Source organism: Brevibacillus formosus, assembly GCF_003013405.1.
Lineage (GTDB): Bacteria > Bacillota > Bacilli > Brevibacillales > Brevibacillaceae > Brevibacillus > Brevibacillus formosus.
In genome coordinates this window covers 136,511-149,474 of record NZ_PXZL01000038.1, presented here as the reverse complement: position 1 = coordinate 149,474, position 12,964 = coordinate 136,511, and the positions used below count along the sequence as shown (strand labels likewise).

Annotated in this window: 14 protein-coding genes; 1 reads left to right on the top strand and 13 read right to left on the bottom strand. The window is 49.4% G+C overall.

The window, feature by feature from the left end; all coding sequences use genetic code 11:
* Positions 1–67: 67 nt before the first annotated feature.
* From C7R91_RS27395 to C7R91_RS27350, 9 genes are all read right to left on the bottom strand, one after another.
* Entirely contained in the window at positions 68–1,606 is a 1,539-nt protein-coding gene (locus tag C7R91_RS27395) for a 2-isopropylmalate synthase (protein WP_047070971.1), read from the bottom strand.
* Positions 1,607–1,663: 57 nt separating this feature from the next.
* Entirely contained in the window at positions 1,664–2,686 is a 1,023-nt protein-coding gene (gene ilvC / locus C7R91_RS27390; RefSeq protein WP_047070969.1) for a ketol-acid reductoisomerase, read from the bottom strand.
* Between the two features lie 56 nt (positions 2,687–2,742).
* A complete protein-coding gene (ilvN, locus tag C7R91_RS27385) occupies positions 2,743–3,249 on the bottom strand; it encodes an acetolactate synthase small subunit (RefSeq protein ID WP_047070968.1) in 507 nt (168 codons plus the stop codon).
* A gap of 1 nt (position 3,250) precedes the next feature.
* On the bottom strand, positions 3,251–4,987 hold the full coding sequence (ilvB, locus tag C7R91_RS27380) for a biosynthetic-type acetolactate synthase large subunit (protein WP_047070966.1): 1,737 nt from the start codon (positions 4,985–4,987) through the stop codon (positions 3,251–3,253).
* Between the two features lie 673 nt (positions 4,988–5,660).
* Positions 5,661–6,800, bottom strand: a complete 1,140-nt coding sequence (sat, locus tag C7R91_RS27370) for a sulfate adenylyltransferase (RefSeq protein ID WP_047070965.1) — start codon at positions 6,798–6,800, stop codon at positions 5,661–5,663.
* Positions 6,782–7,483, bottom strand: a complete 702-nt coding sequence (locus tag C7R91_RS27365; RefSeq protein WP_047070964.1) for a phosphoadenylyl-sulfate reductase — start codon at positions 7,481–7,483, stop codon at positions 6,782–6,784. Before C7R91_RS27365 ends, sat begins: the two co-directional genes overlap by 19 nt.
* A gap of 174 nt (positions 7,484–7,657) precedes the next feature.
* Positions 7,658–7,891, bottom strand: a complete 234-nt coding sequence (locus C7R91_RS27360; RefSeq protein WP_047070962.1) for a hypothetical protein — start codon at positions 7,889–7,891, stop codon at positions 7,658–7,660.
* Positions 7,892–8,060: 169 nt separating this feature from the next.
* A complete protein-coding gene (locus tag C7R91_RS27355; RefSeq protein ID WP_047070961.1) occupies positions 8,061–8,300 on the bottom strand; it encodes a hypothetical protein in 240 nt (79 codons plus the stop codon).
* A 174-nt stretch (positions 8,301–8,474) separates the two neighbouring features.
* Positions 8,475–9,389 (bottom strand): R2-like ligand-binding oxidase, encoded by a 915-nt coding sequence (locus tag C7R91_RS27350; protein WP_258183175.1) that lies wholly within the window; start codon positions 9,387–9,389, stop codon positions 8,475–8,477.
* A gap of 192 nt (positions 9,390–9,581) precedes the next feature.
* Between C7R91_RS27350 and C7R91_RS27345 the strand changes: the two genes are divergently transcribed.
* Positions 9,582–10,268 carry a helix-turn-helix transcriptional regulator gene (locus C7R91_RS27345; RefSeq protein ID WP_047070960.1) on the top strand — a complete coding sequence of 229 codons (687 nt, stop codon included), beginning with the start codon at positions 9,582–9,584 and terminating at the stop codon, positions 10,266–10,268.
* An 87-nt stretch (positions 10,269–10,355) separates the two neighbouring features.
* On the opposite strand, the gene rplT is transcribed toward C7R91_RS27345, so the two are convergent.
* The 4 genes from rplT to moaA all read right to left on the bottom strand — a co-directional run bounded on the left by rplT (position 10,356) and on the right by moaA (position 12,821).
* Positions 10,356–10,715, bottom strand: coding sequence for a 50S ribosomal protein L20 (gene rplT / locus C7R91_RS27340; protein WP_047070959.1), 360 nt, complete (start codon positions 10,713–10,715; stop codon positions 10,356–10,358).
* A 91-nt stretch (positions 10,716–10,806) separates the two neighbouring features.
* Positions 10,807–11,004 (bottom strand): 50S ribosomal protein L35, encoded by a 198-nt coding sequence (gene rpmI, locus C7R91_RS27335; RefSeq protein WP_047070958.1) that lies wholly within the window; start codon positions 11,002–11,004, stop codon positions 10,807–10,809.
* 30 nt (positions 11,005–11,034) lie between these two features.
* Positions 11,035–11,538: a translation initiation factor IF-3 gene (infC, locus tag C7R91_RS27330; RefSeq protein WP_035291699.1), complete on the bottom strand. Its 504-nt coding sequence runs from the start codon at positions 11,536–11,538 to the stop codon at positions 11,035–11,037.
* Between the two features lie 263 nt (positions 11,539–11,801).
* Positions 11,802–12,821 carry a GTP 3',8-cyclase MoaA gene (gene moaA / locus C7R91_RS27325; protein WP_047070957.1) on the bottom strand — a complete coding sequence of 340 codons (1,020 nt, stop codon included), beginning with the start codon at positions 12,819–12,821 and terminating at the stop codon, positions 11,802–11,804.
* Between the last annotated feature and the right edge of the window lie 143 nt (positions 12,822–12,964).

Sequence of the window (12,964 nt, the reverse complement as noted above, 5' to 3'; positions counted from 1 at the left end):
TTTTCTATACGTAATGGTTTCCGAACGCTGCTGGTTCCTATGATCCTATCCACTTTTGATCCTATCTTTATATTGTTACACTGACAGGCGTAGGCTCGCCTCGCCGCTCCATGATCTTGTTGACTGCCCGTACATAGGCAATGGCGCTTGCTTCCAGCACATCCGTACTCACACCGCGTCCTGTTACGATCAGATCGCCCTGTTGAAGGCGTACGAACACTTCACCCAATGCATCTTGCCCATGGGTAACAGAAAGGATTTTGTAATCGACGAGGGAGACTTCTTCTCCGGTAGCGCGGTCAATCGCTTTGTAGATAGAATCAACCGATCCATTTCCACATGCGGCTTCTTCGCATACCGATCCGTCGGCACGAACCAGTCGCACACTCGCTGTCGGAACGGAAATGTTGCCGTAAGCGAGCTGCACGGATTCCAGCTGGAACGCTTCAGGTCCGCGAACCATCTTGGAGTCGACCAATGCGAGGATGTCGTCATCCGTGATTTCTTTCTTCTTGTCGCACAATACTTTGAATGCTGCAAACGCTGCGTTTACCTCTTCTTGCTCCAAGTGATAGCCCAGATCAACCAGCTTTTCCTTGAAGGCATGGCGGCCAGAATGCTTGCCGAGAACCAGTTTGTTTGACTTGAAGCCGACCGATTCCGGACGGATAATTTCGTACGTAGTGACCTCTTTTAACACACCATCCTGGTGAATACCGGATTCGTGCGCAAAAGCATTTGCACCCACGACTGCTTTATTTCCTGGCACGATCATCCCTGTCAAACGGCTCACCAGCTGGCTGGTCCGTGCGATTTCTTTCAAGTTCAGCTTGGTCGTCGCCTGGTAGTAATCCTTGCGCGTCTCCAACGCAAGCGCCACTTCTTCCAGAGCAGCATTTCCAGCGCGCTCTCCGATTCCATTGATGGTGCCCTCCACTTGTGTAGCTCCACCCTCGACAGCAGCGAGACTGTTGGCGACTGCCATCCCGAGGTCATCGTGGCAATGGCAGCTCAAGCGAATCAGATCAGTAGAAGGCACGCGTTTTTTCAGCTCGCGGAAAATGTTTCCGTATTGATACGGCGTCATGTAGCCAACCGTATCTGGAATATTTACCGTGGTAGCCCCTGCCTTAATAACTGCCTCTACAACCTCTGCCAAAAAGTCGATCTCGGTACGCGCCGCATCCTCTGCGGAAAACTGAACTTCCGTAAAGTACTTTTTCGCATAGGTGACCGCTTCCACCGCCCGAGCAAGGACTTCTTCCTTGCTCATGTTCAGCTTGAACTGACGGTGAATCGGAGATGTTGCGAGAAAGACGTGGAGGGAAGCGTTTTGTGCGTTGCGAAGCGCTTCGTATGCCTTATCCATGTCGTCTTTTACGGCACGAGCCAGACTGACGACGGTTGCATTCTTCACCCGTTTTGCAACTTCGGCCACAGACTTTTGGTCACCAGGGGAGGCAGCAGCGAAGCCCGCCTCAATTTTGTTTACGCCCAGCTTCTCGAGTTGAAGGGCGATCTCCACCTTTTCGTTCGTGCTAATATTGACGCCCGGAGACTGCTCCCCATCGCGCAGTGTCGTATCAAAAATCTCAATGGTCCGCATGAACTTTTCACCTCCACATTTTTCCCTACATTATATATGCGTTTTTTGCACACCTATTTATTGACCGATTTTTACTTCTTCTTTTTTCGCATCTTTGTTGATCCAAGACATCATGCTGCGCAGCTGCTCCCCTACTACCTCGATGCCATGCTCGGATTCCAGACGGCGGCGGGAAGTGAAGCCAGGACGGTTTGCTTGGTTTTCCAAGATCCAATTGCGAGCGAATGTACCGTCTTGGATTTCCGCCAGTACTTTTTTCATTTCTTTGCGAGTTTCGTCTGTGATGATGCGACGACCTGTGCTGTAGTCACCGTACTCAGCAGTGTCACTGATGGAGTAGCGCATACGAGCCAAGCCACCTTCGTACATCAGGTCAACGATCAGCTTCAGCTCATGCAAGCACTCGAAGTAGGCGATCTCAGGAGCATAACCAGCTTCCACCAATGTATCGAAGCCTGCTTTTACCAGCTCGCTTGCGCCACCGCACAATACTGCTTGCTCACCGAACAAGTCTGTTTCTGTCTCTTCACGGAAAGAGGTTTCGATTACGCCTGCTTTTGTGCAGCCAATACCGCTGGAGTAGGCGAGTGCGAGATCTTTCGCGTTGCCAGTTGCATCTTGATACACGGCGATCAAGCCAGGCACGCCGAAGCCTTCTTGGTATACGCGGCGAACCAGGTGGCCCGGGCTTTTTGGAGCTGCCATGATTACGTCTACATCAGCTGGCGGCACGATTTGCGCGTAGTGGATGTTGAAGCCGTGAGAGAAGCACAGTGCAGCGCCGGATTTCAGGTTTGGAGCAATCTCGTCGCGGTATACTTGTGCTTGACGCTCATCTGGCATCAAGATTTGAACCACGTCAGCGCGTTTGGTTGCTTCTGCTACAGTCAAAACTTCAAAACCGTCTTTTGCTGCGACATCCCAAGATTTTCCTGGACGCAGACCGACAACTACTTTATAACCGCTGTCTCGCAGGTTTTGTGCTTGTGCATGACCTTGGCTACCATAACCGATGATTGCGATTGTTTTCCCACGCAGTACCTCTTGTTTTACGTCTGCTTCATAATACATTTTTACCATTTGTATAGCCTCCTTAAAAATGTTTAGTTTGAATTTTTATTCTGAAATTTGGCAATTTAAACCGTTGCTGCGGCTGTTGCTGGAACAATACTGCGGGCCATCGCTACGGAACCTGTTCTTGTCAGTTCAATAACGCCGTAGCTTTGTAATAGTACGAGCAGCGCATCAATCTTTTCGGTGTCACCCGTTACTTGCACGATCAGTGAGCTAGGACCCACATCGACGATCGCGGCTCGGAACGGCTCGACAATTCCGTTTAACTCTGCCAGCTGGCTGGGCGATGCCGTCACTTTAATCAGCGCCAGTTCCCTTGATACAAAAGGGTTCTCGCTGAGATTCGTGACCGAGATGACATCGATCAGCTTGTGCAATTGCTTCATGAGCTGATTGATTTGGCGATCATCTCCCCCGGTTGTAATGATCATCCGGGACAACCCCTGTTCTTCCGTCCCCCCCACCGTAATACTGTCGATGTTGAAGCCGCGTTGGCCGAACAGTGTCGCCACTCTGGTCAAAACGCCTGGTTGGTCGTTGACGAGTACGGAAATGGTATGTTGCTGCATCCTAATCGTCCCCCAATTCCATCTGATCTAATGTGTCGCCTGATGCAACCATCGGATATACGTTTTCTCCCTGTGCTACTCGGAAGTCCACCACGACTGGTCCATCATGCGCAAGTGCCTCTGCCCAGACTGCTTCGGCTTCCTCCGGCGTCCTTGCTCGCAAGCCTTTTACGCCATATGCTTCCGCCAGCTTGACAAAATCCGGACTGCAGGTCAGATCGATTTGGCTGTAGCGATTATCGTAGAAGAGCTCCTGCCATTGACGAACCATTCCCAAGCACTGATTGTTCACAATCGCTACTTTAACCGGAATGTTGTATTGGGAGACGATTGCCAGCTCCTGGTTTGTCATCTGGAATCCACCATCCCCAACGACGGAGATTACCGTGCGATCCGGGTGAGCGATCTGTGCGCCAATTGCTGCCGGGAAGCCGAAGCCCATCGTGCCGAGACCACCGGAAGAGATAAAGGAGCGCGGGTGCTTGAACTTGTAGTATTGAGCTGTCCACATCTGGTGTTGTCCAACGTCTGTTGTGACGATCGCTTCCCCATCTGTGGAGTTGTACAAGAGTTCAATGACGGCTTGTGGCTTCAATACGTCGCCATCTTTTTTGTACTTGTACGGATATTGCTTTTGCCACTCTTTCAACTGGCTGATCCACGCTTCCGAATCACAGGTTTTTGCGAGCGGAATTGCTTTTGCCAGCGTGCTCTTCACGTCGCCCGCTACTGTGACGGCTGTGTCTACGTTTTTCCCCAGCTCTGCTGGATCGATGTCGACGTGTACGATGCGGGCTTTTGGTGCGAACTCTTTCGTGCGTCCCATCGTGATCCGGTCATCAAAGCGTGCTCCCAGACCAATTACACAATCCGCATTCAAGAGTGCTTGGTTCGCTGTGTAATTTCCGTGCATCCCTGGCATTGCCAGTGACAACTCGTGTGTTCCAGGGAAACCGCCCAATCCCATGAAGGTGTTGATCACCGGGATGCGTGTTTTTTCAGCAAAGTCGCGCAATTCTTTCTCTGCTTGAGCTGCAATGATTCCCCCGCCCGCCAAAATGACTGGGCGCTTCGCTTCGCCAACGGCTTTTACAAACTCTTGTACTTCTTCGTCGCTTGGTACGAGTGAAGCGCGGTAGCCGCGAATCTCCACTTGATCCGGGTAGGTAAATGGTGCCTTCGCATTGGCGACGTCTTTCGGAATATCGATCAATACTGGGCCCGGACGACCGGTCGTCGCGATGTGGAAAGCTTCCTTTACAATCCGCGGAAGATCGCGAATGTCGCGGACAAAGTAGCTGTGCTTCGTAATCGGGATGGTAATGCCCGTAATGTTCGCCTCTTGGAATGCGTCGGTACCAATCAGGGACTGTGCCACGTTACCCGTGATGCAGACCAGCGGAACCGAGTCCATCTGAGCGGTTGCAATCCCCGTTACGAGGTTTGTTGCTCCCGGACCAGAAGTGGCGATACATACACCCGGTTTGCCTGTCGCTCGGGCATATCCGTCAGCAGCGTGGATAGCGCCTTGCTCGTGGCGAGTCAAAATGTGCTTGAAGTAGCTCCCGTACAGGGAGTCATAAATAGGGAGAACCGCCCCGCCTGGATAGCCGAAAATGTATTCAACTTCCTCCAGGATCAAACAGCGCAGCAAAGTTTCTGCTCCTGTCACTTCTTCCCCGAACTGAATCGGTGGAATGCCGTTCTTTTTCTGCAATTCGGCCATTTCAACACTCATTGATCTCTCCTCCTCCCAATTCCAACAGGTATTGAAAATAACTATAGACACATAGAAAAACCCTTTCGCCCCGACACGGTTTTATTTCCATGTCTTTTGGGGCGAAAGGGTTCGCGGTACCACCCAACTTTATCGGAGCCTCACGGTCAGCCGATCTCAGCCAGTCACAGCAAATGTGGACTGTAACACGTTAACGGGTGTTAAGCGGTTCGACCTACTACCTGCAAAGCAAGTTTCAGCTAAACGGCTCGGAGGTGAGCAATGCGACGTACCCTATACCCATTTCTCAGCATCAGGGCTCTCTGTAAAAGGGGAAACGTGCACCATCCTCGTCATAGCCTGCTATTTAAACAATATTTTAAATATTGTTGTTGTCAGAATAAAGTGTTACGTCTGATTATAGCTAGGCACCTAGGGGGTGTCAACGAAAACAAAAAGATTTTACTGGACTTTCGTCCGAACGAATGCTCAGTTGGAAATGGCTATATAGCGCGGTTTTTGCGTGAAAGCGGATACAACAAAACGGCCAAAACCGTTTTGTTGACCGCAAGCGGTCGCGTATACTTTTATGAAAAACGTCGAGACGTTTTTCACCAAAAACAAAACTTGTCCAGTTTTTTGCAATGGAAAAAGAACGGCTTTGCCGTCCCTCTCCTGCTTTTCGGTTTTCGTTTTATTGCGGGGCTTTCAATCCCTCTATCAAAATCGTCGCGACTTCCGGACGTGTAAATTCCGGAGGTGGCGTGATCCCGTTTCTCAACATTTCCCTCACTTTTGTTCCCGATAAGGTCATATGAGAGTCTTTGTCATGCGGACACGTCTTGGTCGTTGCCATCCCTTGGCATACCTTGCAGTAAAAGCTGTGTTCAAAAAAGAGCAACTGGATACCGAGCTCGCCTGGCGCAAACTCGGAAAAGATGTGCTGCGCATCATACGTGCCGTAGTAATCGCCTACCCCTGCGTGATCGCGGCCGACGATAAAATGAGTGCAACCGTAATTTTTTCTTACCAATGCGTGGAAGACCGCCTCACGCGGACCCGCATATCGCATGGCAGCCGGAAAAGCTCCGAGCAGTACACGGTTGTGCGGATAGTAATTTTCCAGAAGGGCGAGATAGCTTTTCATACGCACTTGTGCAGGAACATCGTCAGACTTCGTTTCCCCCATCAGTGGGTTGAGAAAAAGGCCATCGACAATCTCCAATGCCGTCTTTTGAATATACTCATGTGCCCGGTGAACGGGATTGCGGGTTTGGAAACCAACCACCGTTTTCCAGCCTTTTTCCCGAAATATTTTTCTGGTTTCTGCTGGCGTCAAATAAAAATCAGAAAAGCGCTCAGGCTGTGGCTTTTGCAGGATTTCTACAGGCCCACCCACGTAAAGGTTTGGCTTTTCAAACAGCTTTTTCACACCGGGGTGAGCGAGATCGACCGTACGAAAAACGCGCTCTGCCTCCCGCATTTTATCCGGCACAAAGCAGCTTTTCACCTGTAAAATCGCATAATCCACTCCATCTTCCCCACGTAACAGAATCCTGTCGTCAGGCACAAGATCGTCGTGCTCATCTGCATCGACAGCCAATGTCACCGGCAACGGCCATACCGTTCCATTGGCTAGACGCATCGCTTCCACGACAGTGTGATAATCCGCCTCTTCCATGAATCCAGTCAACGGCGAAAATGCTCCGATGGCAAGACATTCGATGTCCGACAAGGTCCATTTGTCCACGATAATGGCTTTTTTGATCCCATGCGGAATGATCGTTTGCTTCACATCTTTCCCTCCTGCGCTGTTCATTTGTGCAGACCGCATTCGGTCTTTTCGAAGCCAGCCCACCGTCCCGACCGAGGATCTTGGCCAGGCAGGACAGCGCGCGTGCATACTCGGCAGCCAATGCTCGGATAATTCCGGTCGTGCAATGGATTGTAAGGGACATCATGTGCATGGATATATTCCCACACCTGGGCCTCCGTCCAATCTGCTAGCGGATTGAATTTAACCAGGTTGAATTTTTCGTCCCACTCCACTTTTTTGGTATTCGCCCGGGTAGGTGATTGCTCGCGGCGAATGCCTGTAATCCACGCCTGATAGTTGGACAGGACGCGCTTTAACGGCTCTACCTTCCGAATCTCGCAGCAAAGATTCGGTTCTCGCTCCCACAGTTTTTCTCCGTGTTTTTCTGCCTGCTCGGCTAACGACAACTGTGGCTGTACTTGAATAAATGTTGTGCCGTATCTGACTTGCAGCTTGTCACGCGTATCATACGTTTCAGCAAAATGAATGTTGGTATCGAGGTAAAAAACAGGAATCGTGGGAGCCAATTTGTGCAGCATGTCGATTAAAACGACATCTTCAGCGCCAAAGCTGGCAGCTAGGATCAGACTCGCTGCATAGTTTTCTACGGCGTTCACAAGCACGTCCTGGGGCGCTTGAGCTTCCAGTCGTCTTGCCCATTCCTGTAATTCCTCATCCGCCATTTTCTGGCGATTGCTCATCAGCGAAACTCCTCTCTTGCTAGGATTCACCCACCATCATATGCCTAGTGACTGGAAGTGGCGCATCGTCCACCTATATCCACCTCGCCCAAACCAAACATTCATAACCGTTTGGCTGAGGTGCTTTTTACAGGAAAAAAGCTGCCAGACAGGGTCTGACAGCTTTTGGCTGCTTTATTTTTCCTCTTTTTCGTTTACTGTGGGGGCGAAAATAAAAGAGGCACCGATTTGTTGCGTGTTTTTGGCCTCGGTTTTTTGAACCGTTGGTACGGCGTATGAACCAGGGGTTATCAAGGAAGGTGTCACGGTGTAAGAATCATCCTTGTCTTTTGCAAACGCTCCTGGCACGAGCAATGCTGAACAGACAACTGCTGTTACACCCATCATCATCCATTTTTGTTTTCTCATCTATGTCTCTCTCCCTATCCAATGTTTTCCTGTAACGCTTTTTATTGTATGGCAGTAGGGAGTCTGCTCGACACAGACGAAAGATTGTTTTTTTCTCAGACCTGAGACGGAATCGTTTTTTACAAAAGAAAAAGCATCCTGTACGGATGCTTGGACGGGACTGACCCCATTAGTTTTCTTCTTTTTCGTTTACATTTGGAGCGAAAATAAATGCACTTCCTGCTGTTTTCGTGTCTGTCACGGCATCTGTTTTTTGGGCTGCTGGAGCCGCCGTGTACGGACCAGGGGCGAAGAAAGCATTCGTCACGGAATGTGCGTCATCTTTCTCTTTGGCAAACGCCCCTGGCACGACCATCGCTGAACAAACAACTGCTGTAATACCCATCATCATCCACTTTTGTTTTTTCATTTTGATCTCTCTCCCTATCCAATGTTTTCCTCTTATGGCTTTATTGTAAGGGATCAGCCAAGCTGTCTAACACGGACGGGAGGTTGTTTTTTACTCAGACCTTGGGCGGATTCCGCTTTAGGACTATAGCCTAGTTCTGTAAGCAACGACTCGAATGTGTTCGATCGTTTTTTCTTACACATCGATTGTGGTTCTTGTATGCTTATACAGCTCTTCAATCGTCTGCCCTTTTGCTCGGGCGAGTACCTCCATACGCACACTCAGTTGCTTTTTCGCAAACTGCTGCAAATCAGCGACCTTCACCCCGAATGCACTCACCCCTTGTGGGTCATCCATCCAGTCATACAGATGACTTGCCATTGGAGCCAGCTCCTCCATCTTTTTGGCAATGACATCGTAAATATGGGGATGCTCACAGATCAATCGCTGCAACAAGAATGTTCCGTAGCTAATGTGCCGCGATTCGTCTGTCTTCAAATACCCAATTCCTTGCATTAAACCAGGCATCAGCCCCGTTTTGCTGAGTGCTTCGTAAAACGCATAGTAGCCTGTCTCTGCGAGCACGCCTTCCACAAACATGTTGTAAACAGTAGATGCTTCTGCGATGGCTTCGGGGGATTTATCCGTCAGCAAACGATTGAGTGCATTCGGCAAGATCTCATGGAAAATTCGCTTGTACACATCATCGTGAAAATGATGCAAGTCTCCTGACTCGCCGATGTTGTCGAGAACCAACCGGAAAAACTCCGTATGCTTGGCCTCTTCAAACAGGAAGGTCGTCAAATACATTTCTTCCTCCAATCGCCCTTCCTCTGCAATAACCATGATCAAAGGCAAAAGATCGAGGGTGACTGCTTCTTCCCCACCAAGAAAACCAGCAATCCTTCCCAAAGTTTCTTCCTTCTGCTCCGGATTCATCTTCGCGTAATCTTCGCGGTCTTGCGTAAAATCAATGTCCTGCGGGTTCCAAATGCCGTATCTCTTCGCTTTTTGATACAATTGGTACGGCAGAAGCTCCTGATCCAATCCTTTTTGGCTGGTCGAAACAAAACCATTCCTCATCCCCATCCAACCTTTCTTTTTTCTCATACGCCTTCTATTTCGAACGAATGAAAAAAGTCACGAAATTGTTAATTTATACCATTCCCATTCTTTACGCTCCGATCAGCGGTTTGATAAAATGAAGGCGCTGTAGGTTGATTATAGGTCAGGCTGAACGGTCGTTCATATCCCCAAAAATCAGGGGGTGTTCATCACTTAAATGGAGGTGGCAATCACTCCATGGTCAGTCCAGAGCTGAACATGTACATCGATCGAATCAAAGAAACGGCATATTACGAGGAGAAACTGGTGCTTGCTGTACGAGGCTTCGTGGATCTCTTTCCTTTCATGGGAGCCATTCTGTGCAATTACTCCACGCTCAGTCAAATGGGCGAGGGACTTTGGTCGATCCTTGACCAAGAGTTATGCTCCATCCGCGATATACGGGTGGACATGCGCAATATGCCCCTTATCCAGCAAGCGATCCGTGAACAGAGAGCCGTACTACTAGATTCTGAGGCGATTCGTCAGTTCCCGCCCCATTTAGTGTACGGCGCCCCTTATGCTCTCATTCTCCCTATCAGCTATGGGCCTAACGTACTCGGCTACGCCGGTATTTCCTGGCATCAGGATGGCTGTTCTGGCATCAACCATCAATTGGTACAATCTCTGAGCGCATACTGTTCGATGCTGGGCAAAGTATTGGCAACCGACTCCCTTCGCCCTAACACCGTCAAGCTCTCACGCCGGGAAGTCGAAGTCATGCAGCGGATGTCATGGGGTGAAAGCGTAAAGGAGATGGCGAACTGGATGGGAATCAGTGAGTTTACCGTGCAGGATTACATCAAGTCCGCCTTAAAAAAGCTCGGTGTTCAAAATCGCGCACAAGGTGTGGCGGACGCCATTCGACAGCGAATTATTTGTTGAATAGACAAGGAGATTAATAGCCTGTGGACCACAACAAAAAAGCCGACCTTGCCCTTAATCGGGAAGATCGGCTCTTCTTTGCAAAAATTAAGCGTTCAGTTTGCCTTTTGCAACTGTTGCCAGTTCGTTGAACGCAGCTTTGTCGTTAACAGCCAAGTCAGCCAGCATTTTGCGGTTAACTTCGATGCCAGCAACTTTCAGGCCGTGCATCAAACGGCTGTAGGACAGACCGTTCATGCGAGCTTGCGCGTTGATACGAGTGATCCACAGTTTGCGGAAATCACGTTTCTTTTGACGACGGTCACGGTATGCATACAACAGGGATTTCATTACCTGCGCATTAGCGGATTTAAACAGGCGATGTTTGGAACCGAAGTATCCTTTCGCCAGCTTCAGGATTTTCTTATGACGACGGCGTGTAACAATGCCACCTTTTACTCTTGGCATACTAAACTCCTCCTGGTCTTTCCAGCATGGCGGCCTACTGCTAGGCGCTTAGGGAGCTCATGCTGCGTAATGGTGTGTAATAAAGAAAAACTTACAGGTAAGTGAGCATTTGCTCCATACGTTTTTGATCGCCTTTGGAAACGAGTGCAGCTTTGCGCAGGTGGCGCTTTTGCTTAGTCGATTTGTTAGCGAACAAGTGGCTACCAAATGCGCGGTCGCGCTTCAATTGGCCGCTTCCAGTCTTTTTGAAACGTTTCGCAGCAGCCTTGTTGGTTTTCATTTTAGGCATCTGAAAAATCCTCCTGTCTAAACTACTATCTTACTTTTCCGCTTTCGGAGCCAGAATCATGATCATGCTGCGGCCCTCGATCTTCGGCTTGCGCTCAGGCGTAGCGAGATCTTCACACTGGGCAGCTACACGTTCCATAACGCCTAGTCCAATTTCGGAGTGGGTGATTTCACGTCCACGGAAACGGATCGTACACTTCACCTTGTGTTGATCCTCCAAGAACTTGCGGACGTTGCGAAGCTTTGTTTGAAAATCGTGTTCCTCGATGTTAGAAGAAAAACGCACTTCTTTCAGCTCGATGATCTTCTGGTTTTTACGTGCTTCTTTTTCCTTTTTCGCCTGCTCGTATTTGAACTTTCCATAGTCCATGATACGGCATACAGGCGGCTTGGCTGTAGGAGCAACGTTTACCAGATCCAATTCAGCTTCCTGGGCAATGCGCAATGCTTCCCTAAAAGGTACGACTCCCAATTGGCTCCCGTCAGCACCGATTAAACGGACTTCACGGGCACGGATCGCTTCGTTAATTAACATTTGATCCTTGCTAATACTTGCCACCCCCGTCAATTTCGAGAAGGAACAAAAATGTGCGAACGCAATCTGCGCCCGCACATATCTCACCTAAGCAATTTCATCAGATCCGAGGATCTTTGCGTAAGAGTTACCTGTCAACAGTCGTATACGACGTCGACCCAGGTGAGAAGCTGGGCGCCTCTGCTTGTTCTCGAAGTATGAAGTGTTTATACACGCAATTTATATTACTAGGAAGCTTGGTTTTTGTCAAGGCTAATACCTAATTATCCCCCGATATGGGACATTTCGACCTTTTCACGCTTGGCGAGACCAGGTGTTTCACTTAGTCGTTCCTCCGAGTAGCGCACGTCACGCCGCTCCCAGATCGCACGTATCAACTCGCGAATTTCCTCATCCGTACGTCCATCACGGACTGGTTCGCGCAAATCATCTCCGGATGAAGCGAAGAGACAATTGTACAATTTCCCTTCTGCCGACAGTCGAGCCCGCGTACAAGTGGAGCAAAAAGCTTGGGTCACCGATGAGATCAACCCGATCTCCTGGTCCGATCCCTCATAACGATAGCGGGAAGCCACCTCTCCATAATAGTTCGCTTCGGTCGCTACCAACGGCATCTCTTCATGGATCATGCGCACAATTTCACGGGAAGGTACGACTTGATCCAGCCGCCAGCCGTTACTGTTTCCCACATCCATGAATTCAATAAATCGAAGGGTGTGCCCTTGCTCACGGAAGTACCGTGCCATCGGCAAAATATCTTGATCATTGACTCCGCGCTGTACCACCATGTTGATCTTGATCGAAAGCCCGGCATCTGCTGCAACACGAATCCCATCCAGTACGGCATCGACCTGATAACCTCTTCCATTCAACATCCCAAAGCGCTCATTATCCAAGCTGTCCAAGCTGACCGTGACCCGATCCAGACCTGCTTCTTTCAGTGCTTGCCCATGGCGGGACAAGAGAGAACCGTTGGTCGTCATCGCAATATCCTGGACGCCTTCTACTTCCCGTATCATTCGAATCAATTCAGGCAAATTTCTGCGCATTAATGGCTCTCCGCCGGTAATGCGGATTTTCCCCACTCCAAGCGAAGTAAAGATCCGGGTCAAACGGGTAATCTCCTCAAAGGTCAGCAACTTGCTTTGCGGCAAAAACTCAAAATCTGGCCCAAAAATTTCGGAAGGCATACAATAACGGCAACGAAAATTACATTTATCGGTGACAGATATTCGTAAATCTCGGAGAGGACGGTTCCGTAAATCAAGCACTTTATCTGGCATAGATGTTCACTCTCCTTTTATCTATAGGACGACTTGTTCCCTTATCTTCATCATACCGTATTTCGACTTCGTATCAGTCTATTATCTTAAATCGAAATCGCCAAATTTTCAAACGCAAACAGCACATTGTGTCATAAATGGGA

Coding starts and splice junctions, on each gene's coding strand:
- C7R91_RS27395 (WP_047070971.1), bottom strand. CDS start 1,606: ATGCGGACCATTGAGATTTTTGATACGACACTGCGCGATGGGGAGCAG.
- ilvC (WP_047070969.1), bottom strand. CDS start 2,686: ATGGTAAAAATGTATTATGAAGCAGACGTAAAACAAGAGGTACTGCGT.
- ilvN (WP_047070968.1), bottom strand. CDS start 3,249: ATGCAGCAACATACCATTTCCGTACTCGTCAACGACCAACCAGGCGTT.
- ilvB (WP_047070966.1), bottom strand. CDS start 4,987: ATGAGTGTTGAAATGGCCGAATTGCAGAAAAAGAACGGCATTCCACCG.
- sat (WP_047070965.1), bottom strand. CDS start 6,800: ATGCGGTCTGCACAAATGAACAGCGCAGGAGGGAAAGATGTGAAGCAA.
- C7R91_RS27365 (WP_047070964.1), bottom strand. CDS start 7,483: ATGAGCAATCGCCAGAAAATGGCGGATGAGGAATTACAGGAATGGGCA.
- C7R91_RS27360 (WP_047070962.1), bottom strand. CDS start 7,891: ATGAGAAAACAAAAATGGATGATGATGGGTGTAACAGCAGTTGTCTGT.
- C7R91_RS27355 (WP_047070961.1), bottom strand. CDS start 8,300: ATGAAAAAACAAAAGTGGATGATGATGGGTATTACAGCAGTTGTTTGT.
- C7R91_RS27350 (WP_258183175.1), bottom strand. CDS start 9,389: ATGAGAAAAAAGAAAGGTTGGATGGGGATGAGGAATGGTTTTGTTTCG.
- C7R91_RS27345 (WP_047070960.1), top strand. CDS start 9,582: ATGGTCAGTCCAGAGCTGAACATGTACATCGATCGAATCAAAGAAACG.
- rplT (WP_047070959.1), bottom strand. CDS start 10,715: ATGCCAAGAGTAAAAGGTGGCATTGTTACACGCCGTCGTCATAAGAAA.
- rpmI (WP_047070958.1), bottom strand. CDS start 11,004: ATGCCTAAAATGAAAACCAACAAGGCTGCTGCGAAACGTTTCAAAAAG.
- infC (WP_035291699.1), bottom strand. CDS start 11,538: ATGTTAATTAACGAAGCGATCCGTGCCCGTGAAGTCCGTTTAATCGGT.
- moaA (WP_047070957.1), bottom strand. CDS start 12,821: ATGCCAGATAAAGTGCTTGATTTACGGAACCGTCCTCTCCGAGATTTA.